At 59.3% G+C, this 25,705-nt stretch carries 18 protein-coding genes and 1 pseudogene; 9 read left to right on the top strand and 10 right to left on the bottom strand.

Features of this window, described 5'->3' with window-relative positions; genetic code table 11:
• Positions 1–41 precede the first annotated feature (41 nt).
• The gene (locus BLW24_RS09355) at positions 42–2,090 is read left to right on the top strand and encodes a type VI secretion system Vgr family protein (protein ID WP_090379569.1); all 2,049 of its coding nucleotides are present in this window, start codon (positions 42–44) and stop codon (positions 2,088–2,090) included.
• 296 nt (positions 2,091–2,386) lie between these two features.
• Positions 2,387–2,785 carry an IS66 family insertion sequence element accessory protein TnpB gene (gene tnpB / locus BLW24_RS09350; protein ID WP_244161126.1) on the top strand — a complete coding sequence of 133 codons (399 nt, stop codon included), beginning with the start codon at positions 2,387–2,389 and terminating at the stop codon, positions 2,783–2,785.
• Here tnpB and BLW24_RS09345 read toward each other — a convergent pair.
• The 6 genes and pseudogenes from BLW24_RS09345 to thiI all read right to left on the bottom strand — a co-directional run bounded on the left by BLW24_RS09345 (position 2,782) and on the right by thiI (position 15,582).
• A complete protein-coding gene (locus tag BLW24_RS09345; protein WP_090375546.1) occupies positions 2,782–3,873 on the bottom strand; it encodes an IS630 family transposase in 1,092 nt (363 codons plus the stop codon). The two genes, tnpB and BLW24_RS09345, sit on opposite strands and share 4 nt — an antisense overlap.
• Positions 3,874–3,881: 8 nt before the next feature.
• The gene (locus tag BLW24_RS09340; protein WP_477742885.1) at positions 3,882–8,741 is read right to left on the bottom strand and encodes a beta strand repeat-containing protein; all 4,860 of its coding nucleotides are present in this window, start codon (positions 8,739–8,741) and stop codon (positions 3,882–3,884) included.
• A 57-nt stretch (positions 8,742–8,798) separates the two neighbouring features.
• Positions 8,799–10,015: pseudogene (locus BLW24_RS27395) on the bottom strand (filamentous hemagglutinin N-terminal domain-containing protein); the annotation flags it as partial.
• A 45-nt stretch (positions 10,016–10,060) separates the two neighbouring features.
• Positions 10,061–11,716 (bottom strand): ShlB/FhaC/HecB family hemolysin secretion/activation protein, encoded by a 1,656-nt coding sequence (locus BLW24_RS09330; RefSeq protein ID WP_420874985.1) that lies wholly within the window; start codon positions 11,714–11,716, stop codon positions 10,061–10,063.
• 436 nt (positions 11,717–12,152) lie between these two features.
• Positions 12,153–13,973, bottom strand: a complete 1,821-nt coding sequence (gene typA / locus BLW24_RS09325; protein ID WP_090379558.1) for a translational GTPase TypA — start codon at positions 13,971–13,973, stop codon at positions 12,153–12,155.
• 154 nt (positions 13,974–14,127) lie between these two features.
• Complete coding sequence (gene thiI, locus BLW24_RS09320) at positions 14,128–15,582, bottom strand: tRNA uracil 4-sulfurtransferase ThiI (RefSeq protein WP_090379555.1); 1,455 nt, start codon at positions 15,580–15,582, stop codon at positions 14,128–14,130.
• Positions 15,583–15,909: 327 nt separating this feature from the next.
• On the opposite strand from thiI, the gene glnA reads away from it, so the two are divergent.
• From glnA to ntrC, 5 genes are all read left to right on the top strand, one after another.
• Positions 15,910–17,316, top strand: a complete 1,407-nt coding sequence (glnA, locus tag BLW24_RS09315; RefSeq protein ID WP_090379552.1) for a glutamate--ammonia ligase — start codon at positions 15,910–15,912, stop codon at positions 17,314–17,316.
• A gap of 174 nt (positions 17,317–17,490) precedes the next feature.
• On the top strand, positions 17,491–18,045 hold the full coding sequence (locus BLW24_RS09310; RefSeq protein WP_090379550.1) for a DUF4124 domain-containing protein: 555 nt from the start codon (positions 17,491–17,493) through the stop codon (positions 18,043–18,045).
• Positions 18,046–18,047: 2 nt separating this feature from the next.
• A complete protein-coding gene (locus BLW24_RS09305) occupies positions 18,048–18,665 on the top strand; it encodes a DUF4124 domain-containing protein (protein ID WP_090379547.1) in 618 nt (205 codons plus the stop codon).
• Between the two features lie 207 nt (positions 18,666–18,872).
• On the top strand, positions 18,873–19,958 hold the full coding sequence (glnL, locus tag BLW24_RS09300) for a nitrogen regulation protein NR(II) (RefSeq protein ID WP_090379545.1): 1,086 nt from the start codon (positions 18,873–18,875) through the stop codon (positions 19,956–19,958).
• A complete protein-coding gene (gene ntrC / locus BLW24_RS09295) occupies positions 19,955–21,388 on the top strand; it encodes a nitrogen regulation protein NR(I) (protein WP_090379542.1) in 1,434 nt (477 codons plus the stop codon). Before glnL ends, ntrC begins: the two co-directional genes overlap by 4 nt.
• 431 nt (positions 21,389–21,819) lie before the next feature.
• On the opposite strand, the gene BLW24_RS09290 is transcribed toward ntrC, so the two are convergent.
• A complete protein-coding gene (locus tag BLW24_RS09290; protein ID WP_090379539.1) occupies positions 21,820–22,251 on the bottom strand; it encodes a hypothetical protein in 432 nt (143 codons plus the stop codon).
• Between BLW24_RS09290 and trmL the strand changes: the two genes are divergently transcribed.
• Positions 22,250–22,714, top strand: coding sequence for a tRNA (uridine(34)/cytosine(34)/5-carboxymethylaminomethyluridine(34)-2'-O)-methyltransferase TrmL (gene trmL / locus BLW24_RS09285; protein ID WP_090379536.1), 465 nt, complete (start codon positions 22,250–22,252; stop codon positions 22,712–22,714). The genes BLW24_RS09290 and trmL overlap by 2 nt on opposite strands.
• A gap of 71 nt (positions 22,715–22,785) precedes the next feature.
• On the opposite strand, the gene secB is transcribed toward trmL, so the two are convergent.
• From secB to BLW24_RS09270, 3 genes are read right to left on the bottom strand one after another with little or no spacing between them, the layout of a single operon-like run.
• Complete coding sequence (secB, locus tag BLW24_RS09280; protein ID WP_090379533.1) at positions 22,786–23,271, bottom strand: protein-export chaperone SecB; 486 nt, start codon at positions 23,269–23,271, stop codon at positions 22,786–22,788.
• A 40-nt stretch (positions 23,272–23,311) separates the two neighbouring features.
• Entirely contained in the window at positions 23,312–23,566 is a 255-nt protein-coding gene (gene grxC, locus BLW24_RS09275; RefSeq protein ID WP_090254765.1) for a glutaredoxin 3, read from the bottom strand.
• Between the two features lies 1 nt (position 23,567).
• The gene (locus BLW24_RS09270; RefSeq protein ID WP_090379530.1) at positions 23,568–23,981 is read right to left on the bottom strand and encodes a rhodanese-like domain-containing protein; all 414 of its coding nucleotides are present in this window, start codon (positions 23,979–23,981) and stop codon (positions 23,568–23,570) included.
• A gap of 147 nt (positions 23,982–24,128) precedes the next feature.
• Between BLW24_RS09270 and gpmI the strand changes: the two genes are divergently transcribed.
• A complete protein-coding gene (gene gpmI / locus BLW24_RS09265; protein WP_090379527.1) occupies positions 24,129–25,664 on the top strand; it encodes a 2,3-bisphosphoglycerate-independent phosphoglycerate mutase in 1,536 nt (511 codons plus the stop codon).
• Positions 25,665–25,705: the final 41 nt, after the last annotated feature.

Genomic DNA, 25,705 nt, shown 5'->3' with positions numbered 1-25,705 from the left:
CTAGCAACACCAATGGATGATCTTTTAACAAGGAAATGACTATGTTCAACCCGGCCAATGAAACCCACTTCAGCCTAAGCATCGAAGGCCTTGAGCACGACCTGCAAGTGCTCGAGTTCAGCGGCCGCGAAGCCATCAGTCAGCCTTATCGTTTCGAGGTGGAGCTGATCAGCGAGAACGCCGAGCTGGATCTGCAAAGCCTGTTGCATCAGCGCGCCTTCCTCGCCTTTACCCCAGACGACCTAGGCATTCACGGCCTGATCTATCAGGTCGCCCAAGCCGAATCCGGCAAGCGCCTGACCCGCTACAAACTGAGCATCGTGCCGCAGCTGAGCTACCTAGCCCTGCGCACCAACCAGCGCATTTTCCAGCACCTGACGGTGCCGCAGATTGTTGCTCAGGTGCTGCAAGAGCACGGCATAGTCGAAGGCGGCTACCAGTTCCTGCTCGGCCCCACGGTGTACCCGGAGCGCGATTACTGCGTGCAGTACGACGAGAGCGACCTGCACTTCATCCAGCGTCTATGCGAAGAGGAAGGCATTCACTACCACTTCCAGCACAGCAGTCAGGGCCACGTACTGACCTTTGGTGATGACCAGACTGCGTTTGGCAGACTCGGCCAACCCACCGCCTACCTGCAAGACAACGGCATGACCGCCGATGAGCCGGTGATCAAGCGCTTCGCCGTGCGCCTGGAAACCCGCACCAGCCGCATCACCCGCCGTGATTACGACTTCGAACAGCCACGTTTGCTGATGGAGGCGGCGTTTAAGGAAGAGCGCGACCCCGAGGCCAAGCCGCTGCCGGACCTTGAGGATTACGACTACCCCGGCCGGTTCGTTGACCGCACACGCGGCAAGCATCTCAGCCAACGCAACCTGGAACGGCATCGCGCCGACTATCGCCTGGCCGAAGGCCGGGGCGATCAGCCAAAGCTGGTCAGCGGGCATTTCCTCGAAATCTCCGACCACCCGCGCCAGGACTACAACGACCTCTGGCTGCTGCATGAGGTGATTCACCAGGGCAAACAGCCGCAGGTGCTGGAAGAGTCCGTCACCAGCCATACCGCAGCCAGCGACGGTTTCCAGCAGGGCTACCGCAACCACTTTATCGCCACGCCGTGGGACGTGCCTTTCCGCCCACCACTGGCGCATCCAAAACCGCGCGTACTGGGCAGCCAAACCGCTGTAGTCACAGGGCCGGCCGGTGAAGAAATCCACTGCGACGAGTACGGCCGGATCAAGGTGCAGTTCTTCTGGGACCGCGAAGGCCAGGCCGACGACACCACCAGTTGCTGGCTGCGCGTGGCCTCCAGCTGGGCTGGCGATGCTTACGGTGGCATCGCCATTCCACGAATCGGCATGGAAGTGTTGGTGACCTTCCTTGAAGGCGACCCCGATCAACCACTGGTCACCGGCTGCCTGTACCACGCCGAGCACGTGGTGCCCTACGACCTGCCCGCAAACAAAACCCGCACCGTGTTCAAAACACTCAGCACACCGGGCGGTGGCGGCTACAACGAGCTGCGCATCGAAGACAAGAAAGGTGCCGAACAGATCTACCTGCACGCCCAACGCGACTGGGACGAGAACATCGAGCACGACCAGAAGATCCGCGTCGGTAACGAACGCCACGACACCGTCGAAGCCAACAGCTACACCGAGCTGCTGGCCGAAGAAAACCTCACGGTGAAAACCGAGCGCAAAGTCGAAGTCAAACCCGACGACCACCTCACCGTTGGGCAAAACCAGCACATCAAACTCGGCACCGCGCAACTGACCAAAGCCGGCCGCGAAATCCACCTCAAAGCCGGGCAAAAAATGGTCATCGAAGCCGGCGTCGAACTGACGATCAAAGCCGGCGGCAGCTTTATAAAACTCGACCCCGGCGGCATCACCCTGCTCGGCCCACAAGCCAAAATCAACGCCGGCGGCGCGCCGGGCAAGGGCTCGGGGATCAAGATCAAACCTCCTGTGCTGCCGGGAGCAGCGGATAGCGATAAGGCGGGGAATTTGCTGGATGAGGCGCTGGTGAACTCACTGCAAAAGACTGAAAAGCAGCCGCAAACATTCTTTCTGTTTTCCGAATAATTACCTAGGGATGGTCTGAAGTAGCCCTGTATTTCCGGTCAACTTCAGCCTCCGCTGATTTTGAAAGCGGAAAACTGATCAAAAACGATCAAGTCATCCGCTCATTTCGGTGTTTCTGGCCGCCGCGAGCACCTCGCAGCGGTCATTTCCCACATTACAGGCTCACCTCTCCTGCATTCGTCAGCAAATGTCGACGGGCCATCCACAGGTTCGACAGGGCGAACAGCGTTACCAGTTGTGCGGTGTTTTGTAAGCGCTCCATAAACCTCATCTACAAATGATCCGCAGGCCAGCCAATGCTGAGCTCCAATTTCTTTCTGGAGCCAGCCGTCATGATGCGCCCCGACGCCAAAGTCGAAAAAGTCTATCTATACCCCAAGCCGGTGGATTTCCGAAAATCCATCGATGGCCTGGCCGCCCTGGTCGAGCTGGATATCAAGGTGGCGGTGTTCGACCCGGTGCTGTTCGTCTTCCTCAACCGCGCGCGCAGCCGGGTGAAGATTTTGTATTGGGAGCGCAACGGCTTTTGCCTGTGGCTCAAGCGATTGGAGGCTGAACGCTTCAAGTCGCATCCGGAACCTGGCGAAGATGCGATCGTGCTGACGGCCCAGGAGTTGAACTGGTTGTTGGACGGTATCGACCTGTGGCGCAACCGGCCGCACCAGGTTTTGACCCCTAGCGGCCTGTCTGGTTAATCCAATAACTCATTCCGAATTACAGCCAGCTTTGCTCGATGCACGGAGCTGATAATCGACTCAGCCGTTTTGCTCCAGCGGAACGGCTTAGCCGAATGTTCGTTATGAGCCTCAATGAAGCGACGTATCGCCGCTCTCAGGTCAGCCACGCTGCTGAAGGCATCACGATAAAGCGCCCGTCTTTCCAGTTGCGCAAACCAGCCCTCCACGGCGTTCAGCCACGAGGCGCTGGTCGGTGTGAAGTGCAGCTTGAAACGGGGATGCTTCTCCAGCCATTCCCTGACGGCAGCGGTCTTGTGAGTCGAGCTGTTGTCCAGAATTACATGCAGGTCCAGCTCGGCGGGGGTGCTGCGGTCGATCTGTCGAAGGAACTCCAAAAACTCCTTGGCCCTGTGCCGCTGGGTGATACGGCCGATGACCTTACCCGTCAGGATGTCAAAGGCTGCGTACAGACTGGCCGTACCGTGGCGCTTATAGTCATGCGTCCGCCGCTCAATCTGCCCGGGCTTGAGCGGCAGCATGGGCTGTGTGCGGTCCAGCGCCTGGATCTGTGTTTTTTCGTCAACAGATAGCACCAGGGCGTTGTCGGGCGGATTCAAATAGAGCCCGACGACATCGACCACTTTGTCTGCAAAGTGCGGGTCGTTACTGATCTTGAAGGTTTTCAACCGGTGCGGCTTGAGGTCGGCAGCAGCCCACACCTGTGCGACCTGCCAGATGCTGACCCCAGCGTACTTGGCCATCAACCGTAGGCTCCAGTGGGTAGCTTCGCGCGGGACTCGCTGGGTCGTCAGCGTCAGGATTTCCTTGATCTTCGCTTCGTTGAGCTTGCGAGGCGCTCCACTGCGCCGCAGGTCACTCAGCCCCTCCAGACCGGTCTCCTGGTAGCGTTTACGCCATTTGAAGACCACTGGCGCAGAGACTTGCAGCTGCTCGCTGATCTCCTTGGGCGTGAGACCGTTGGCCAGCAGCAACAGAATTCTGGCCCGCTGGCCGATGCTCTGAGGCAGCGATCCCATGCGTAACCAGCCTTGCAGCATGTCGGCATCACTGGGACTCAAGAAGAATGGGGCTGCTGGCCGGGCCATATGGGAGCTCAATTCATGACGATAGAGCGCGCAGTATACTGGCTCGGCATTGGATTAACGAATTTTACAGACAGCTCACTAGGCTTAACGATTGACTCCTGATCAGAAGAGTTCCAGAAGTGAATACTCTTATTGTAGGCTGCATCATTATATGAATTATAATCAACTATCTGCTGCCACAGGCTCTTCCCAGGCTTAACATCTATATATCGGCGACGAGAGAAATCTTCCAATGCCGCCCCTGAATCCTCAAATAAATCCGTGTTTATTTCCACATCGCCTACAGCGCTTACCGAAGAGTTCGAATTCAAGAATATAGTGCTATTTGTTGTAAAATTACGCCCAGTAGAAATCCTTGAAGATGGAGAGTCCAGCAACACCTTAGTTGTGAAACTCTCAACCCAGACCAGATGTGATGATAACCCTGCATAACCTGCCGCAGACGAAGAACAACTGTAACAACGAACACCTATAGCACCAGACTTCAACTCAGCAACAGTGTCAAATTTTTCCTTCTTATTTATGATTGAATTCGAAAAAAACATCATATCTCCACCACTTTCTATAGCAGCAGAAATATTCTCGACTGAATTAGAGCGCGCCAACTGATCATTGGCGGCGATGCTTAGCGCCCCTAAGCTGTACACATCGGCATACTTATTGGTGAAATCATTCACACGAAATGCCATATCCCCGCCGCTAAACACCAACCCTCTTTCGTTAAGCAGCGTCGGCGTGTGTATGCGCAGATTTTCCGCACTGCCAAGCGTGCCAAAGTTACTTAGCGCACTGCCGGTAACAACCATATTGTCTGCGGATGTGAGCTTACCGCTGTTACTCAATAGGCCAGCGCTGGTGATAGTTGTTAAACCTCCACCTGCAATACGCGCACTGCTACTGAGGTTGATGCTGCCGGCGCTGAGCGTTAGGTCACCAAGGCTGGTTGCCTGGCCATTGCCGCTGTAAGCACCAGTCAGGTTCAAGCTGAAGCTGCCATCACTGGCCAGCAGGCCGTGGTTGACCCAGTTGCCACCACTGCCACTAAAGGAATTACCAGCCAGCAGTTGGCCACTGGCGGTCTGTGTGAAGTTGCCGATGTTCAACACCAACTGGCCGGCTTGCAGCACGCCACTGTTGATCCAACTGTCTGCTGTGAGGGTGAGCAAGCCACTCGTGCTGAGATCACCACCCGCACCCATGACCTGAGCGGCGCTTAGCCCCAAATTGCCAGTGCCAACGTGCCGGATGTTGCCACCTTCGCTTTGCAAGCTGCTGGAGTTCATCTTGAAGTTAGTGTTGACAGTTTCGATGAGGCCGCTGCGATTATCCAAACTGAGCGCATTGATGCGGGTATCGCCACTGGTTCCAAGAGCGCGCAACCTGCCATGCCGGTTGTCGAGACTGGTAGCTGTCAGGTTCAGGGTGCTGGCACTCTCCAAAATGCCGTAGCTGTTGTTCAGTGCTCCCGAGAGGCCGAAGTCAATCCGCCCCGCTGCTACTTTACCGCCCTGGCCGGATGCCACGCCCTGGTTGTTGAAGTCACCCGCAATGACTTTGAGCAATTGGTGGGCGTAAAGGCCGCCGCCCTGGTTGTTAAAGGTGGCCGTACCAATATCTATCAACGTGTCGCCAGACAACGCTGAGAGATGTCCGCTGCGGTTGTCTAAACCCTTGGCGTCGATTGCCAGGGATTGCGCCTGGGTGGTACCGGCATCGTTATCGAATAGGCCAGTGGTGACCAGTTTCAACCAGCCTGTAAGGCTGCTGAGAACACCGGAACTATTGTCCACTGCGCTGGATTCTTGCAAATCGAGGTTGCCTGCAAGGCTTTCGATACGGCCGTTTTGGTTACTCAGCTTGCCATCCAGATCGACGGTCAGATCCTGTTGGCTGCTCAGCGCACCACCGTTGTTATTCAGACTCTGAGCCTCGATATCGAGGGCGCCCAGCTGGGTATGGATGAGACCATCAGAGCTGTTGTTCAGTGCCCCCGTGAGCAGCACGCTGAGACCATCGCGAGCCGCCAGAGTGCCGCCATTGGCATTGTTTAGACTGCTACCAGTAAGACTGAGCAAGTTCTGGCTAATGAGGCTTCCGCCCTGATTGTCTACAGCAGCGGCCTTGAGTACCAGCGGGCCAGCGCTGGCCAGTTTGGCCTGCTGGGTGTTGATCAGATTGCCCGCGAGGGTCAGGGTCAGAGCCGCATTGCTGGAGAGCTGGCCGGCGCTGTTATCCAGGCTGCTGGCGGTCAGGCTTGCGGCCTTCAGGCTGCCGATCTGCCCGCTGTGGTTGTTGACTGCACCTGCGCTTGCACTCAGCGCGCCTTGGCTGTCGATCAGACCGCCATCCTTGTTATTCAGCGCGCCACTGAGGCTCAGTTCAAGGTCACCTTCGCTGGAGAGGATGTCCTTGCCGCTGTTATTCAGGCTGCCAGCATCGACGCTGAGCGTGCCCTTGCTGACCAGTGCACCTTCACCGCTGTTGTTCAGCACACGCTCGCTGCCGCTCAGTTCGACCTTAAGTGCGCCGTTGCGGCTGGAGAGGGTGCCCAGGGCGCTGTTGTCCAGATTGCCGGCTTTCACCGTCAAACCTTGCCAGCCAGAAATCAGGCCACCGGTGGCGTTACGTAAGTTGCCGTTGCCCAGATCGAGGTTAAGGTTGCCGGCACTGATCAAGCGGCCCTGTTCGCCGTTGTCGATTGCGCTGGCGTTGAGGCTATAGCTCTGGCTGCTGGAGATTTCACCGGCGTTGCGGTTATCCAATTTCCCCAGGTTAAGCAGGGTCAAGGGACCTGTGGCGCCGAGCAAGCCGCCGCGGTTATCCAGGTCGCCACCTTTGAAGTCGATGCTCACACCGGCTTCGCCGATCAAGCGGCCCTGCTGTTGAATCAGTTTGTTGACCGTCAGGTGCAGCCTCTGCTTGGCCGAAACTTCGCCGCCGCTAGTGCCTAGATCACGGCTGGAGTCGAGGCTGGCGGCGCTCAGGGTCAGCTGGCTGGCACTGGTGATCAGGCCCTTATCGCGGTTGTCGATGGCGCCGGCGCTGAGCGTCAGCGCCTGTTGGCTGCTCAGCACCCCACCGCGGTTGTCAAGAGCGGCGGTGCTGACGTCCAGTTCGGCCTGGCTGAGGATGCTGCCGCCCTGGTTATTCGCCGCGCCTGTATCCAACTGCAAAGCACCACCGCTGGCCAGCAGGCCATTGTTCGAGTTATCCAGCGACGCACTGGCAATGTTCAGCGCCTTAGCCGCGGAGATAACGCCTTGGTCGTGGTTGTCCAGCTTGCCGGTGAGGCTCACCTGGATATCGCCCTTGCTGGCGAGCACGCCTGCGGCGGAGTTGTCCAGGCTGGCGGCGGCGACTGTGAGCTTGGCGGCAGAGAGCACGCCCTTGAGGTTGTTCAGCAGCGCCTGGGTAATCTGCACTTGCAGATGCTGGCCACTGATCACGCGGCCGGCGCTGTTGTTCAGCTGGTTGGCTTTGAGCAGGAAACTCTGACTACTGGAGATCTCGCCGCCGGCACTGTTGTTGACCGCACCGAGGTTATTCAGCAACAGCGCGCCAGGGGTTGCGATCAGGCCTTTACCACTGTTGTTCAGCGCACCACCTTGCAGGTCGAGGGTCAATGCAGCTTCGCTGATCAGCTCACCGCTGGCGTGTTGATCGAGACCGGTCGCGGTGACCTGCGCATCGCCTTTGGCTGCGATCAGCCCCTGCTCGTAGTTGTTGATCTGGCCCGCCGTGACCTTCAAGCCAGCGCCGCTGGTGATCAGACCCTTGCTCTGGTTATCCAGCTGCCCAGTACCGATGGTCAACGCTTGTTTGGCGCTGATGATGCCGCTATTGCTGTTGTCCAGACGGCTGTTGCTAATCGTCAGTTGGCCATCGCTGACCAGCTTGCCGCCCTGGTTGCTCAGGCTGCCGCCACCGACTTCCAGCTTAGTGGCGCTGGAGAGCAAGCCACCGACACTGTTGTTCAAACTGGCCGCGTTAACTGTCAGGCTGCCGCCGCTGAGCAGCGCGCCCTGTATCTGGTTCTGGAGTTCACCAGTCAATTGCACGCTCAGCGCCTGCTGGCTGCTCAGGGTGCCCGCGTCGCGGTTATCTAGGCTGTCGCCGATCAGCACCAGGCTATCGCGACCGGCGAGCAAACCCTTGGCGTTGTTCAGCAGGCGCTGGACAGTCAGGGTCAGCCCTTGGTCGCCGATAATGGTGCCGGCGCCGCTGTTGTCCAGCAACGCAGTTGGTTGCCCGCCAGCAGCTTTTACCCGAACGCTGGCTTGGCCCTGGGTGAAGATTTCGCCGCCGCCATTGCACAGCAGCTTGCTGGCGCTAATATCCAGCCCCTTGCTGGCAGCGATCAGGCCGCCCTTACGGTTATCGATACTATCGGCCACCAGGGTCAGTTTGCCCTGGCTGAGTAGCTCGCCGGCCTGTGTCGCGACGTCGCCCTGCTGGCTCAGCTCGCCGACGCTAATCGCCAGGTCGCCCTTGGCGGCCACCTGGCCACGGTCGCCGTTGCGCAGTTCGGCGGCATCGAGGGTCAGCTTGCCATCGGCGACCACGGTGCCTTGGCTGCGATTGTCCAGCACAGTGTCCACGCTGACGCTGAGATCCGCCTTGCCGCTGACCTGGCCGCCACGGTTGTCGAGGCTCTTGCCATCAATGCTCAGGTGTTGTTTCGCGGCGATCAAACCACCCTGATTATTCAGGTTTCGCCCCTCCAGGGTGACGGAAGCCTGGCTAGAAATTTCGCCACCCTGGTTGTGCACATCGGCCCCGGCAATGACACGCAACCCATTAGCGCTAGCGATCAGGCTGCCACGGTTATCCAGCTCATCGACGCCGACTGCCAGGTTGCCTTGGGACACGATGCGGCCCTCAGCGCCGTTGCTCAAGCCGGCGGCAGTGAGGTTAGTGTTGGCTTTACCACTGAGGGTGCCGGCACGATTATCCAGCAGTCCCGCCACAGTGCTACTCAGCTCGCGGCTGGCGATCACGCTGCCACTGTTGCGCAGGCCGCCACCTATCAGGGTGATATCGCCGTTCAGGTTGCGGCTGTTGTCGGCGTTCACACCGGCTTCGATAAGGCCCTGGTTATCCAGTTGGCCACCCTTCAGCTTGATGCTGTCGCGGGCCGCCAAGCTCTGCCCCTGAGCGAGGGTCAGGCCCTGCTGCGCCTGCGCGTCAACATGACGCCCAGCATAGGCCTTACTGGTTAGCGCGATGCTCTCGCCCGTGAGGCGGATGTCACGGCTGGCTGCAGCCTGCGCCAGACGAAGCTGACCATTGGCGTCGATCTGAATATCACCGGCACTGGCAGCCATATCGCCAGCAAGCTTTACCCCAACGCCTTGTTCGGTACCGACTAGGCGAATTGCGCCGGCGTACATCCCCCCAGCGCTGAACTGTCGATGGCCAGTTGCGGTTTGGCGCTGCCATCATCGGCTTTGGCGGCTGCAGTGAGGTTGGCGGCGTCAACCTCGTTACGCCCGGTAATCACATTCAGCTGGTTGGCATGCAGTTCGGCGTTGATCTGCGCACTGCGGGTAATCAGGTCAAACTGGCTGACATTGCGCGCATTAAGGCCCGCGCCTTCGATGCTGATCTGCCCGCCATCGACATCAAAGCGATCCAGACGCCCGCCTTCGACAATCGGCTTGCCGGTGCTGAGGGTGACGCGCGGGGTATTGATAAAACCGCAGCCGTCGCAGCTGATGCCATGCGGGTTAGCGACGATGACCGCAGCGGACTTGCCGGCCACTTCGGTGTAGCCCTTGAGCTGGCTGGGGCTACCGCCGTTGACCTCATTGAGGATGATATTCGCCGCCCCACCCTTGAGGTTGGGGTTACCCATCACATAGCCGCCCAACTGCGTCTGCACCACGACCTGGGCGCTGTTGTTGAGAATCAAGCCCTGCTGACTGACGTTGAAGTCGGTGAATTTGTTGTGCGACAGGCCACTGCCATTCGGCGTGGCGATATTGACCATGGGCACGCCATTAGCTGCCTGGGTTACCACAGCATTGCTGCCGGCCTGGGCATCCAGCGCCAGTTCGGCCGCCGTAGAAACAATCGGGTTAAGGAACAGTACGCCGATCAGGACACAGGCAATGTTTTGGAAAAATGGCGTGCGAACGTCCATGTAATAACTCCAACCCGTAGGGCTATAAAGCAGAAATCAGAAAAATCAGAAGAACAGGTCGCCCCGGAAATACACCGGATGCTCCTGACGCTCGATGGCGTCCGGGCGTTCCAGTGAACGGGCGAAGGTCACCGATGCGGCCAGATGCTGACCGCGAGCACTCAGCTCAATGGCGTTGCCAGAGAGGCGACCGTGCTGGTCCGGGTTGTAACGCCCGCCGCTGATCACGCCCATGTCGTAGGCGAATGCCACGCCGTACTCACTGACAAAGGGTTGCAGCGGTTGCCAGCTCACCGCCTTGCGCCAGCGCACTTGGTTGCGCCAGTAGGCGCCGCTATCGCCGGACAGCGATTGCTCCTTGAAGCCACGCACCGAACTCAGGCCGCCGACGCTGATGCGTTGCGGGCTGTACAGCACATCTTCACTGCGTTGGCCGTTAGCCAGGCTGTCGAAGCTGAACGACTCGCCCCACAGCTGAAACGGTTGCAGGTAGCTCAGGGGCAGACTGTATTTGTTGTACCGCGCCACCGGCTGACCGCCATGTGGGCTGCCGCTGCGCTGAGCATCAAATGCGCCGGTGCCGTGTTGCCAACCGAGGTCAGCGTTGACGAAGGCACTGCCGATACGTCGACCATGGTTAAAGCCCAACTGCGCTTCGGACAGACGCTGGCTGGAGACATCAATCAGATTGCCGAGGATAAAGTTGTTGCTGCGCAGATGACTGACGCCCAGGCTGGCGGCGGTTTTGCTCAGGCTGTCGCGGTGCAGCACACGTTCGGCACGCAAGGCGTGGGTTTTGCTGTCGCCATCCTGATCAAAGGCAAAACCGTTGGCTTCGCTTTCGGTGCGGTAGTAGCTCTGGCTGTAGCTGTAATTGAAGGTCCACCAGCCATACGGCAGGCTGTAGTTGAGGCTCTGGTTGTGAGAATGGCGGTAACTGTCGCTGACTGCATCGCGGCCGGCACGCAGGCTTAACTGATCCGCCAGGCCCAGCGGGCTGTCCCAATCCAAACCCAGCCCCCACTGCTGCTCACCGGTACTCAACTGGCCATCGTTATGCCGCGCCAGGCTGACACGCCATGGCTTGCTGCGCTGACCTTGCAGCTGTACGCGGCTACCACCAACCTGCTCACCGGGTACCAGTTCCAGCTGTGCCTGACGCGACGGCAAACGATTGAGTTGCTCGACCAGTTGCTCCAACTCGCGCAGGTTCAGCACGCGCTCGGTTGCACCAGGAAAGCTCATGGCCAGCTCACGATCCGAAGCCAGCTCCGAGCTGTTCAAGCCTTCCAGCTGCCCCTCGACCACCGTGACCTGCAGAATGCCGCTGGCCAGATCTTGCTGCGGCAGGTAGGCACGCGTGGTGACATAACCACGACCGAGGTAGTGATTGGTGATGTCCTTAAGCAGCTGATTGAGCTGACCAACGCCCAGACATTGGCCGTTGTAGGGTTTGAGAATGCTGGCCTGATCGGCTGGGCTGAGCAGCGTGGCGCCGACCAGATTGATCTGTTCGATGGCAAAGCAGCGCTGGTCTTCAGCAACGGGTTGCGCGGGTAGTTGCTCGACCTTGCCAGGCAATTGGCGCAACTCATCCAGGCGGCGCTCCTGTTCTTGCAGCAGACGCTCCTGACGTTCACGGATAAGGTCACGATCACCTGGCGTTTGCGCCAGCGCAGCAGCGGGAATAAGGGCACACATCAGCCAAACGGCCAAAAAATGGTCTGGAGCCATTTTTAACGTCGCGCGGCGACGGCACGCAGGGTGGCTGCCAAGGGTGGCAGACCATAAAGGGTTACTACGAAGGGACATGCCTTCAATCCTTTGAATAGCGAATTAACAGAGGAAAATGCGGCGCGCATTAGAACACATGGCGAGTTGCCATCACCCACATCACGCGTGAACCACATCACAGAACCGGCCGCTCATCCTGAACTTCTGACACCGGTTACTGTCGCGACGAACCTTACACAAGGCGCCCACGATTGAGAAGCAGCACAGCTAAATACCAGGCATAAAATCGTTGAGAGCATTATTTAATCGTCATACAGGGGAGTGGCCACACGCGGCGACAGCCCAATAAAAAAGCCCCCGCAGGCTCGCGCCGGCGGGGGCTTTTTAGTTAGCTAGCACTGGATCAGTTCTTGGCTTTCTTGGCAGCGCGGGTGCGCTCGCCTTCGTCGAGGATCTTCTTGCGCAGACGGATCGACTTCGGCGTGACTTCGCACAGTTCGTCGTCTTGGATGAATTCCAGAGCCTGCTCCAGGGTGAAACGAACAGGTGGAACCAGAGCGATGGTTTCGTCTTTACCGGAAGCACGCATGTTGTCGAGCTTCTTGCCTTTGGTTGGATTAACGCCCATGTCGGTGTCACGGCTGTTCAGACCAACGATCTGACCGTTGTAGATCTCTTGACCGTGCTCAACGAACAGCTTGCCACGCGCCTGCAGAGTTTCCAGGGAGTAGGTCAGTGCCTTGCCGGTTTCAACCGAAACCAGTACGCCGTTCTGACGGCCAGACATTTGACCGGACTTCATGGTGTCGTAACGATCGAAGATCGAGGTCAGGATGCCAGCACCGTTGGTCAGGGTCAGGAACTGGTTACGGAAACCGATCAGACCGCGAGCAGGGATGCTGTATTCCAGACGTACACGGCCCTTGCCATCCGGCACCATGTTGGTCAGGTCGCCTTTACGCAGGCCCATCTCTTCCATGACCTTGCCCTGGGATTCTTCCGGGGTGTCGATGGTGACGTTTTCGAACGGTTCGTGCTTCACGCCGTCTACCTGACGGATGATCACTTCTGGACGACCAACACCCATTTCGAAGCCTTCGCGACGCATGGTTTCGATCAGTACCGAGAGGTGCAGCTCACCACGGCCGGAGACCTTGAACTTGTCAGCCGAGTCGCCTTCTTCAACGCGCAGAGCAACGTTGTACAGCAGCTCTTTGTCCAGACGCTCTTTGATGTTACGGCTGGTGACGAACTTGCCTTCTTTACCGCAGAACGGCGAATCGTTGACCTGGAAGGTCATGGATACGGTTGGCTCGTCGACGGTCAGCGGCTTCATCGCTTCAACATTGTTGATGTCGCACAGGGTGTCGGAGATGAACAGCTGGTCCATACCGCTGACGCAGACGATGTCGCCGGCAGTGGCTTCTTCAACGTCGATACGGTGCAGACCGTGGTGACCCATCAGCTTGAGGATACGACCGTTGCGGCGCTTGCCGTCGGCGTCGATGGCAACCACTGGGGTGTTTGGCTTGACCTTGCCGCGAGCAATACGGCCAACACCGATAATGCCGAGGAAGCTGTTGTAGTCCAGTGCCGAGATTTGCATCTGGAACGGGCCGTCGATATCAACCTTAGGCGACGGTACGTTGTCGACGATGGACTGATACAGCGGGGTCATGTCTTCAGCCATGGCGGTGTGCTCCAGACCGGCAATGCCGTTCAGGGCCGAGGCGTAGACAACTTTGAAGTCCAGCTGCTCTTCGGTGGCGCCGAGGTTGTCGAACAGGTCGAAGATCTGGTCCAGAACCCAGTCCGGACGTGCGCCTGGACGGTCAACCTTGTTGATGACCACGATTGGACGCAGGCCGGCTTCGAAAGCCTTCTTGGTCACGAAACGGGTCTGTGGCATCGGGCCGTCTTGGGCATCAACCAGCAGCAGCACGGAGTCAACCATCGACATTACGCGCTCAACTTCACCGCCGAAGTCGGCGTGGCCGGGGGTGTCGACGATGTTGATGTGGTAGCCGTTCCAGTTGATCGCGGTGTTCTTCGCGAGAATGGTAATGCCGCGCTCTTTTTCCTGGTCGTTGCTGTCCATCACGCGCTCGTCGTTGAGCTCGCCGCGCTCGAGAGTGCCAGACTGACGCAGAAGTTTGTCTACCAGGGTGGTCTTACCATGGTCAACGTGGGCAATGATGGCGATGTTGCGTAGATTTTCGATCACGTGTGTATCTCGATCAGAGGATTCGGTGTGCCGCTTAGTCTAGGCGGCGAGTATTAACTAATTGCGATTTCTGCCAGGCGGCGTGCGTGTTAATCACGCCGCCTGTAGGTCGGGAGGGCGATGGCGGATACTGCCACCATTCAACCCGGGCATCTTATGTCGGACGATAAACGCGCACATTGGCATGCCCCTCACTCAGCAAGTGGTGGGCGTGCAAACGACTCATCACACCTTTATCGCAATACAACAGGTACTGGCGCGCCTCATCCAGCTCCTTGAACTTGCTGTTCAAGGCATAGAACGGCAGCACCATGACCTCGACGCCAGGCAGGGCGAGCGGCTCGTCCTCGGCGGCATCGGGGTGGCGAATATCGATGACCACATGGCTAGCCAGGGCTTCGCTGACTTCCTCGACCTGCACGTCCTTGCCCAGCTCATCGATCACTTTGTCGATCGGCAGCAAGGTCGCACGTTCCAGGGCGCGCTCGAGAATGGCCATGTCGAACTGGCTTTCCTCGTGCTCAATGCGCAGCTTCTTCGCCTTGGTGGTCGGATTGACCGAAATCACCCCGCAATACTCCGGCATATGCTTGGCGAACTCGGCGGTGCCGATGCGCGTAGCAGTGTCGATGATGTCTTGCTTATGGCTGGCGAGCAGGGGACGCAGCACCAGCATATCGGTGGCCGAGTCGATCACCGCGAGGTTCGGCAGGGTCTGACTCGATACCTGAGAAATCGCCTCACCAGTAACCAGCGCATCAATCTGCAGGCGCTCGGCCATACGCGTAGATGCGCGCAGCATCATGCGCTTGAGGATGACGCCCATCTGGCTGTTGTCGACCTTGCCGAGAATCTCGCCCAGCACTTCCTCGAACGGCACGCTGATAAACAGCACGCGCTGCGAGCTGCCGAACTTCTGCCAGAGGTAATGCGCCACTTCCATCACGCCCAGTTCGTGGGCGCGGCCGCCAAGATTAAAGAAGCAGAAGTGGGTGATCAGGCCGCGGCGCATCATCTGATAAGCGGCGACGGTGGAGTCAAAACCACCACTCATCAACACCAGGGTCTGCTCCAGCGAGCCGAGCGGATAACCGCCCAAGCCTTCGTGCTGATGGTGAATAACGAATAAGCGCTGGTCGCGGATTTCCATACGCACGACAACGTCCGGATCTTTCAGCGAGATGCCGGCGGCGCCGCACTGCTGGCGCAACTGGCTGCCGACATAGCGCTCGACATCCATGGAGCTGAACGCGTGCTTGCCGGCGCGCTTGCAGCGCACGGCGAAGATTTTGCCCGGCATCTGATCGGCGAAGTGCAGCTTGCACTTTTCCAGCACATCGTCGAAGTCACCCAGCGGGTATTCATCAACTTGCAGGAAATGGGTGATGCCTGGCGTGCAGCTCAGGCGCTCAATCATCGCCTGCAGGGTTTTCGGCTCACTGATCTGGGTTTCGACTTCCAGGTTGTCCCACACACCACTGACTTGCAGCTGTGGATCAAACTCACGCAAAACCGAACGAATGTTCTTCGCCAGCTGCCGGATAAAGTGCTTACGCACCGGCCGACTTTTAATGGTGATTTCCGGGAAGACTTTAACGATCAGTTTCATGAAAACAGGGGGTGCCGAGGCCGCGAAAAAACAGGGGCGCGGATTATAGCGGAAACTGCTCACGCTTTGATCAAAAATCCTCACCCGACCAAAACAAGCACCATTTAAGTGCACGCATTAAATTTGGCGACCCATAACAGTGCAAATATTTATCAGGCAGCGCCGCGCAGCCCCCGCCAAACCTGAGTTTCAGGCCCCACACCCATTCCTGTGCACTGGCATGCAATTTGCTCCCTTGTGAGGCAGGATGCCCTTGCGGAGTATGCCGCAGCCGTACCGAACTGATTGAGGGCTCATGATTCGAGCCTTATCCACCTGGAGGACAGCATGTCGAAGTCGATTCAACTGATTAAAGAACACGACGTGAAGTGGGTTGACCTGCGCTTCACCGACACCAAGGGCAAACAGCACCACGTGACCATGCCGGCACGCGACGCCCTGGACGACGAATTTTTCGAGCACGGCAAAATGTTCGACGGCTCCTCCATCCACGGCTGGAAAGGCATCGAAGCCTCCGACATGATCCTGATGCCGGTTGACGAAACCGCTGTACTGGATCCGTTCACCGAAGAGCCGACCCTGATCCTGGTCTGCGACATCGTCGAGCCGAGCACCATGCAGGGCTACGACCGCGACCCGCGCTCGATCGCCAAGCGCGCCGAAGAGTTCCTGAAAACCACCGGCATCGGCGACACCGTATTCGTCGGCCCGGAGCCTGAGTTCTTTATCTTCGACGAAGTGAAGTTCAAGTCCGATATCTCTGGCTCCATGTTCAAGATCTTCTCCGAACAGGGCTCCTGGAACACCGACGCCGACATCGAAGGCGGCAACAAGGGTCACCGCCCAGCTGTCAAAGGCGGCTACTTCCCGGTTCCGCCGTGCGACCATGACCACGAAATCCGTACTGCCATGTGTAATGCCATGGAAGAAATGGGCCTGGTCATCGAAGTTCACCACCACGAAGTGGCGACCGCCGGTCAGAACGAAATCGGCGTGAAGTTCAACACCCTGGTGGCCAAGGCTGACGAAGTTCAGACCCTGAAGTACTGCGTACACAACGTGGCCGATGCCTATGGCAAGACCGCGACCTTTATGCCGAAGCCACTGTACGGCGACAACGGTTCGGGTATGCACGTACACATGTCCATCTCCAAAGATGGCAAGAACACCTTCTCCGGCGAAGGCTATGCCGGCCTGTCCGATACTGCCCTGTATTTCATCGGCGGCATCATCAAGCACGGTAAAGCACTGAACGGCTTCACCAACCCGTCGACCAACTCCTACAAGCGCCTGGTCCCAGGCTTCGAAGCTCCAGTAATGCTGGCTTACTCGGCGCGTAACCGTTCGGCTTCGATCCGTATCCCTTACGTTTCCAGCCCGAAAGCTCGCCGCATCGAAGCACGCTTCCCGGATCCAGCTGCCAACCCATACCTGGCCTTCGCTGCTCTGCTGATGGCCGGTATCGACGGTATCCAGAACAAGATCCACCCTGGCGATGCTGCTGACAAGAACCTGTACGACCTGCCACCAGAAGAAGGCAAGCTGATCCCGCAAGTGTGCGGCAGCCTGAAAGAAGCCCTGGAAGAGCTGGATAAAGGTCGTGCGTTCCTGACCAAAGGCGGCGTGTTCTCCGACGACTTCATCGACGCTTACCTTGAGCTGAAGTCGGAAGAAGAAATCAAAGTACGCACCTTCGTACACCCGCTGGAATACGACCTGTACTACAGCGTCTAATCCCGCACGCAACACAAGAGGCCACCTTCGGGTGGCCTTTTTGCGTCTGGCGCCTGGCACAAGCCACCTTTCACCCCGCAGTTTTCTGCGCTGGTACACGCCCGGCCATCAACACGCTTGCCAGAGCGCTTCACCAGTGCAAGTCTTAGGGCACATTACTAGGGAGAGTCAGGCATGCGCCCTCTACTTATCTGCCTGCTGCTGGGCCTGGCGTTGCCGGCCAGTGCGCAGATCTACAAATACACCGACGCCAATGGCAACACGGTATTCACCGACCAGCCACCGGAAGGCCAGGCGACACAGAATGTCGAGCTGCCGAAAACCAATAGCGTGTCGATGCCAGTACCCAGCCTGCCCGCAGCAACTACCCCCGAACCCGTCGACAACACCGCGCCTTACAGCACCCTGCAGCTGACCGGCATCCCCGACGATGAGGCCATGCGTGCCAACAACGGCACCTTCAGCGTTGGCGTGGATATCCAGCCGCGCCTGGCCACCAACCATCGCCTGCGCCTGCTGCTCGACGGCAAGCCACACGGCCAGCCAAGCAACGTACCGCGCCTGCAGATAAGCAATGCCGATCGTGGCGAACACAGCCTGGCTGTGGAAGTGCTCAGCGGCGAGCGAGCGATCCAGCAGAGCGCCACGGCCACCTTTACCGTACAGCGGGTCAACACCAGCAGCCCGGCCCTGCGTCCGCCCCCACCAAAACCCAAGCCAGCCCCCTGACTATGCGCAATCTGCTGTTGTGCGGCCTGATGCTGCTCGCTCTACCTGCCGTTGCGCAGGTCTACACCTATATAGATGCCGAAGGGAATCGCGTCTTCACCGATAAGCCCCGCTCGGGCGATGCCGAACGCGTCGAGCTGGCGCCCAGCAACTCGATGCCGACCATCCAGACGCAAACGGCGCCCCTAATTGAAGCGCCACCCGAACCAAGCCAGCGCTACAGCCTGCTGCGGATTCTGGTACCACAGCCCGATGCGACCATCCGCGACAGCGCCGGCAACCTGATTGTCAGCGTCAACAGCGAACCGAAACTTTTCCCCCAACACAACTATCGCCTGCTGCTGGATGGTGTACAGGTGGGCGAAGTAGGTACTAGCCCAGTGTTCCCGCTGGAAAATATCGACCGCGGCACCCATCAGCTGGCGGTAGAAATCATCGACCAGCAGGGACGCATCATCGAGCGTACGCCCACTCAACCGTTCCACATGCTGCGCATATCCCTGGCACAGAAGCGCAAGGTCAATCCCTGCAAGAAAGCCGATTACGGCGTGCGCCCGGAGTGTCCACTGAAGGACAAGCCGCCGGAAAAGAAAGACATTCCTTTCGTTCCATTTATCTAAACCGGCATTGCGCACCAAAGCAGTGCGCATATTGCCCGGCATTTCTATACTCTCCCTGTTTTGGGTCGCCACGCACGACCCGGCTGCGCTGAAAAGCAGCTAATTCCCGGCATCCCACGGCCAAACACGCTTCTTTTCGGGGCTTTGGTTTGCTTCTTGCATTTTCCAGCTGCATTGCTGGAACCCAAGGGTCTGCTGACATCCCATATGATCATCAACGACGCACTGCACCGCCTGCTGCTGGACAACCTGACCACTGCCACGCTGCTGCTCAACGACGACCTGCGTCTTGAGTACATGAACCCGGCAGCGGAGATGCTCCTGGCCGTCAGCGGCCAGCGCAGCCACGGGCAATTCATCAGCGAGCTGTTTACCGAATCCAGTGAGGCGCTGAGCGCCCTGCGCCAGGCCGTTCAACAGGCCCACCCGTTCAACAAACGCGAAGCGGTGGTGACGTCGGTCAGCGGCCAGACTCTGACTGTCGACTACGCGGTGACGCCGGTGCTCAGCCGTGGCGAAACCCTGTTGCTACTAGAAGTGCATCCGCGTGACCGCCTGCTGCGCATCACCAAGGAAGAGGCGCAGCTGTCCAAGCAGGAAACCACCAAACTGCTGGTGCGCGGCCTGGCCCATGAGATCAAAAACCCGTTGGGTGGCATTCGCGGTGCGGCGCAATTGCTGGCGCGCGAGCTGCCCGAAGAAAGCCTCAAGGACTACACCAATGTGATCATCGAGGAGGCCGACCGGTTAAGAAACCTGGTCGACCGTATACTCGGTTCGAACAAGCTGCCATCCCTGGCACTGACCAACGTGCATGAAGTGCTCGAACGTGTCGGCAGTCTGGTGGAAGCGGAAAGCCAGGGCAGCATCATTTTGGTGCGCGATTACGACCCAAGCATTCCGGATGTGCTGATCGACCGCGAACAGATGATCCAGGCGGTGCTGAATATCGTGCGCAATGCCATGCAGGCGCTGTCCGGGCAAAGCGATCTGCGCCTGGGACGTATCACCCTGCGCACCCGCACTCTGCGCCAATTCACCATTGGTCACTGCCGCCATCGCCTGGTGACCAAGATCGAGATTATCGACAACGGCCCCGGCATTCCGCCCGAGCTGCAGGAAACCATCTTCTACCCCATGGTCAGCGGGCGTGCCGACGGCACCGGCCTGGGCCTGGCTATTACCCAGAACATCATCAGTCAGCACCAAGGTCTGATCGAGTGCGAGAGCCATCCTGGCCACACCGTGTTCTCGATCTTCCTGCCGCTGGAACAAGGAGTAACTCCGTCATGAGTCGCAGTGAAACCGTCTGGATTGTCGATGACGACCGCTCCATCCGCTGGGTCCTGGAAAAGGCCCTGCAACAGGAAGGCATGACCACCCAGAGCTTTGACAGTGCTGATGGCGTGCTCAGCCGACTAACCCGCCAGCAGCCGGACGTGATTATTTCTGACATCCGCATGCCGGGTGCCAGCGGCCTCGACCTGCTGGCGCGCATCCGCGAGCTGTATCCGCGCTTGCCGGTGATCATCATGACCGCCCATTCCGACCTGGACAGCGCGGTAGCGTCCTATCAGGGCGGCGCGTTCGAATACCTACCCAAGCCGTTCGACGTCGACGAGGCGGTGTCGTTGGTCAAGCGCGCCAATATGCATGCGCAGGAGCAGCAGAGCCTGGCCGTGCCGGTCGAGCAGCCACGTACACCTGAGATCATCGGCGAAGCGCCGGCCATGCAGGAGGTGTTCCGCGCCATCGGTCGCCTGTCGCACTCCAACATCACTGTACTGATCAACGGCGAATCCGGCACCGGTAAAGAGCTGGTAGCCCACGCCCTGCACCGCCATAGCCCGCGTGCCGCCTCACCGTTTATCGCACTGAACATGGCAGCGATCCCCAAGGACCTGATGGAGTCCGAGCTGTTCGGCCACGAAAAAGGCGCGTTTACCGGCGCGACCAACCAGCGCCGCGGCCGCTTCGAACAGGCCGACGGCGGCACCCTGTTCCTCGACGAGATCGGCGACATGCCGGCCGACACCCAGACCCGTCTGCTGCGCGTACTGGCCGACGGCGAGTTCTACCGGGTCGGCGGCCACACCCCGGTCAAAGTGGACGTGCGCATCATCGCTGCTACCCACCAGAACCTGGAAAGCCTGGTGCAGGCCGGCAAGTTCCGTGAAGACCTGTTCCACCGCCTCAACGTGATCCGCATCCATATTCCACGCCTGTCGGATCGCCGCGAAGACATCCCCACGTTGGCTCGGCACTTCCTCAGCCGCGCCGCGCTGGAACTGGCGGTCGAGCCCAAGCTGCTGAAAAGTGAAACCGAAGACTACCTGCAACAACTGCCGTGGCCGGGCAACGTGCGCCAGCTGGAAAACACCTGTCGCTGGATCACCGTCATGGCTTCGGGTCGTGAGGTGCATGTCGACGACCTGCCGCCCGAGCTGCTCAGCCAACCGCAGGAAAGCGCGCCTGTCAGCAACTGGGAGCAGGCGCTGCGCCTGTGGGCCGATCAGGCGCTGGGGCGCGGTCAATCCAGCCTGCTGGATACTGCCGTGCCGGCTTTCGAGCGGATCATGATCGAAACCGCGCTCAAGCACACCGCCGGTCGCCGCCGCGACGCCGCCGTGCTGCTGGGCTGGGGCCGCAACACCTTGACGCGCAAGATCAAGGAACTGGGCATGAACGTCGAAAGCGCCGATGACGAGGACAGCGACGACTAGCAAGCCGTTGAAAAACGTTGGCAAGGTAGTCAGCTCAAGGCAAAAACAGGCGAGGAAGCGGAGTGTACGAGCTGTACATGAGCATTCCGAACCTGTTTTTAACGCCGTGATGGCAACGCAGGTAGTTTTTCAACAGCCTGCTAAACCACTCACGCACCGCAGCATGCAAAACGGGCCCATAGGGCCCGTTTTTATTTACGCCGGCCAGCAACTGAAAATGCGCCAGAGCAATGCACTGGCATCGATCAAGTGCACAGCGGCGGTTCACCCCCCTGCGCGCGCGTAGCGCCCAACGCGGCCGATAGATACCCGTAAACTCAGTATTTACGCGGCCCGCAGCCAACGTAATAAAACTGGCACACAGCCTGCATAGACTCAAGCAATCCCAGTTTTGGGGACCTTGGTACAGGCAGGCCGGGGATTCCCCTCTTTTATTGCTCCACCAGGCTGACCATCAGCCGCCAGCGCCCGTCCACCTCCTCAGCGCGCCACTCGCCGCGCAATGGGCGGGCTGCCACCACTCTCAGCAGTAAATCCCGTCTCTCTCGCTGCAAACGCCAATTGGCCAACTTCCCTTGCACATGCAACTGACCGTGTTGCTGGCGACCAAAACTCTGCAGGCGCAGGATAAACACCCCACCGGCATGCTCCTCGCGCGGCACCGGTTCGACGTTGAACCACAGTTCAAGGCCTTGTTCGGTCACCTCCACGCGGTCAAGCCACAGCGGGTCAGGCTGCAGCAGCCGGCCAATCATCAACCCGATTAAAAAACCAAACACCGCCAATGAAGCAATCACCCGCACCCACGGACGGGGGCGCGGGTCTGTAGAATGCTGCTCGTCTTCAAGCTCGGAGCCGCGCATGTTTCACGTCATCCTTTTTCAACCGGAAATTCCGCCCAATACCGGCAACATTATCAGGCTCTGCGCCAACAGCGGCTGCCACCTGCACCTGATCGAACCGCTGGGCTTCGAGCTGGATGACAAACGCCTGCGCCGCGCCGGCCTGGATTACCACGAATACGCCACCCTGCAGCGCCACGCCGACCTCGACAGCTGCCTGGCCAGCATCGGCCAGCCACGCGTGTTTGCCTTTACCACCAAGGGTTCGCAAGCGTTCCACCAGGTCAGCTACCAGCCTGGTGACGCTTTCCTGTTCGGCCCGGAAAGCCGTGGCCTGCCACAGGAAATTCGCGACAGCCTGCCGCCCGAGCAACGCCTGCGCCTGCCGATGCGCGAAGGCTGCCGCAGCCTGAACCTGTCCAATACCGTTGCGGTGGCGGTCTATGAAGCCTGGCGCCAGCAGGGTTTTGCCGGCGCCAATTAAACCGGGCAGCTGTAGAAACCTGCGGCCAAAAAAAACGCCCCGCAGGGCGTTTTTTGTTCCAGCCGCAAATCTTAGTGCGCGGTGGCCGCTTCGCCAGCCTGCTGCATGCGCTGCAGCTCCTGCGCGTAGAGGGCATCGAAGTTCACCGGAGCCAGCATCAGCGCCGGGAACGAGCCACGCACGACCAGGCTGTCCAGGGTTTCGCGGGCATAGGGGAAGAGGATATTCGGGCAGAACGCACCCAGGGTATGGCTCATGGACGCTGCATCCAGGCCCTTGATCAGGAAGATACCAGCCTGCTGAACCTCAGCGATAAAAGCGGTTTCTTCGCCCGTCTTCACGGTCACCGAGAGGGTCAGCACCACTTCGTGGAAGTCGCCATCCAGCGCCTTCTGGCGGGTGTTGAGGTCCATGGCGACGCTAGGTACCCACTCCTGACGGAAGATTTCCGGGCTCTTCGGCGCTTCGAAAGACAGGTCATGTACATAGATACGCTGCAGGGAGAATTGCGGGTTTTGTTCGCCCTGAGCGGCGCCGTTGCTAGCTTGTTCTGTCATGGCAAAGCCTTCTTGTCGTTAGGTACGGATATACAGGGAATTAAGCCTTGAGCAGCGCGTCGAGCTTGCCGGCGCGCTCCAGGGCGTAAAGGTCATCGCAACCACCCACATGGGTGTCACCGATCCAGATCTGCGGCACCGAGGTCTGCCGCGCCTTGCGGGTCATTTCTGCCCGCACATCCGGCTTGCCATCAACCTTGATCTCGTTAAAGGCCACGCCTTTATGAGTCAGCAGCTGCTTGGCGCGGATGCAGTACGGACACCAATCACTGGAGTAAATGACGACAGGTTGCATCTCACTTCACCAGCGGCAGATTGTCACCGCGCCAGCTCGCGACACCGCCAGACAGCTTGGCCGCAGTAAAACCAGCCTTCTTCAGATCACGGCAGACAGCGCCGGCGTGCTGGCCCATGGCGTCGACCACGATAAGGGTCTTGGCCTTGTGCTTGTCCAGCTCGACCATGCGGCTAGCGAGTTTTTCAAAGGGAATATTCAATGCGCCAACGATATGGCCAACGGAAAAATCCTTCTGCCCGCGAATATCCAGCACCACGCCCTGCTCGCTGTTAACCAGTGCAGTCAGCTCGCGGCTGCTCAGGCTCTGCCCGCCCTTGCGTGCTTCGGTGAAGATCAGCAGCGCGAGCAGAGTTGCGAACAAACCGCTCAGGACATAGTGGGTAGTGGCAAATTCAATCAAGTTGGCAAGCATTGTGCGGTTCCGGGGCGGTAAAATGTCGGCCAGTATACACAGCCACACAGGTCGGCCAAACCCCGCCCGGCGGTGACGTTTGCGCCACTTGGCCGTAAAATGCCCCTCCTTTGTTTTCCGCCCATCGACCCAGAGCGAACCAGCTTTATGAGCGCCACGCCCAAACCCCTGGTACTGATCATCCTCGATGGCTTCGGCCACAGTGACAGCCCCGAATCCAACGCCATCATGGCCGCCAATACGCCGGTCTACGACCACCTGCGCGCCACCCAGCCCCACGGCCTGATCTCGGGCTCGGGCATGGATGTCGGCCTGCCGGACGGGCAAATGGGCAATTCAGAGGTCGGTCATATGAACCTCGGCGCGGGCCGCGTGGTGTATCAGGACTTCACCCGGGTGACCAAAGCCATTCGCGATGGCGAGTTCTTCACCAACCCGACCATCACCACTGCAGTCGATAAAGCCGTCAGCGCTGGCAAAGCCGTGCATATCCTCGGCCTGCTCTCCGACGGCGGCGTGCACAGCCATCAGGACCACCTGGTGGCCATGGCCGAACTGGCCGCCCAGCGCGGGGCAGAGAATATCTACCTGCACGCCTTCCTCGATGGCCGCGACACCCCGCCGAAAAGCGCCCAGCCGTCCATCGAACTACTTGACGCCACCTTCGCCAAGCTGGGCAAGGGCCGCATCGCCAGCCTCAGCGGCCGTTATTTCGCCATGGACCGTGATAACCGCTGGGAGCGCGTTGCGCAGGCCTACGACTTGCTGGTTGAGGGTAGCGGCCAGCTCAATGCAGCCACTGCCATCGAAGGCCTGCAGGCCGCCTACGAACGCGGCGAAAGCGACGAGTTCGTCAAGGCCACCAGCATTGGCGGGCCCGTGCGCATGGAAGACGGTGACGCCGTAGTCTTTATGAACTTCCGCGCCGACCGTGCCCGCGAACTGACCCGCGCCTTTGTCGAGCCGGGCTTCAAGGAATTCGAGCGCAAGCGCGTGCCGCAACTGGCCGGCTTCGTCATGCTCACCCAGTATGCCGCGAGCATCCCGGCGCCCAGCGCGTATAAGCCGGAGGCACTGACCAACGTGCTCGGCGAGTATCTGGCGAATAACGGCAAGACCCAGCTGCGCATCGCCGAAACCGAGAAATACGCCCACGTCACCTTCTTCTTCTCCGGCGGGCGTGAAGAGCCGTTTGCCGGCGAAGAGCGCATCCTGATTCCGTCACCGAATGTCGCCACCTACGACCTGCAGCCGCAGATGAGCGCGCAGGAAGTCACCGACAAGATCGTCGACGCCATCGAAAACCAGCGCTATGACGTAATCGTCGCCAACTACGCCAACGGCGACATGGTTGGCCATACCGGCGTGTTCTCCGCCGCCGTGGCGGCGGTGGAATGCCTGGACAGCTGCGTCGGCCGCATCGTCGCCGCGCTGGCCAAGGTCGGCGGCGAAGCACTGATCACCGCAGACCACGGCAACGTCGAACAGATGGAAGATGAAAGCACCGGTCAGGCGCACACCGCGCACACCTGCGAGCCGGTGCCGTTTATCTATGTTGGCAAGCGCTCAGCGACTATCCGCCCAGGCGGCGTGCTAGCCGACGTAGCGCCGACCCTGCTGACCCTGATGGGCCTGCCAGTACCGACGGAAATGACCGGCACCAGCATCGTCGAGCTGAACTAAGCAGCTGCCCGCAAGCCAGGCGCAATGCCTGGTCTGCGGGC

Source organism: Pseudomonas anguilliseptica (assembly GCF_900105355.1).
GTDB lineage: Bacteria > Pseudomonadota > Gammaproteobacteria > Pseudomonadales > Pseudomonadaceae > Aquipseudomonas > Aquipseudomonas anguilliseptica.
The sequence above is the reverse complement of the archived record's forward strand: the minus strand, read 5'-3'. Positions and strand labels throughout refer to the sequence as shown.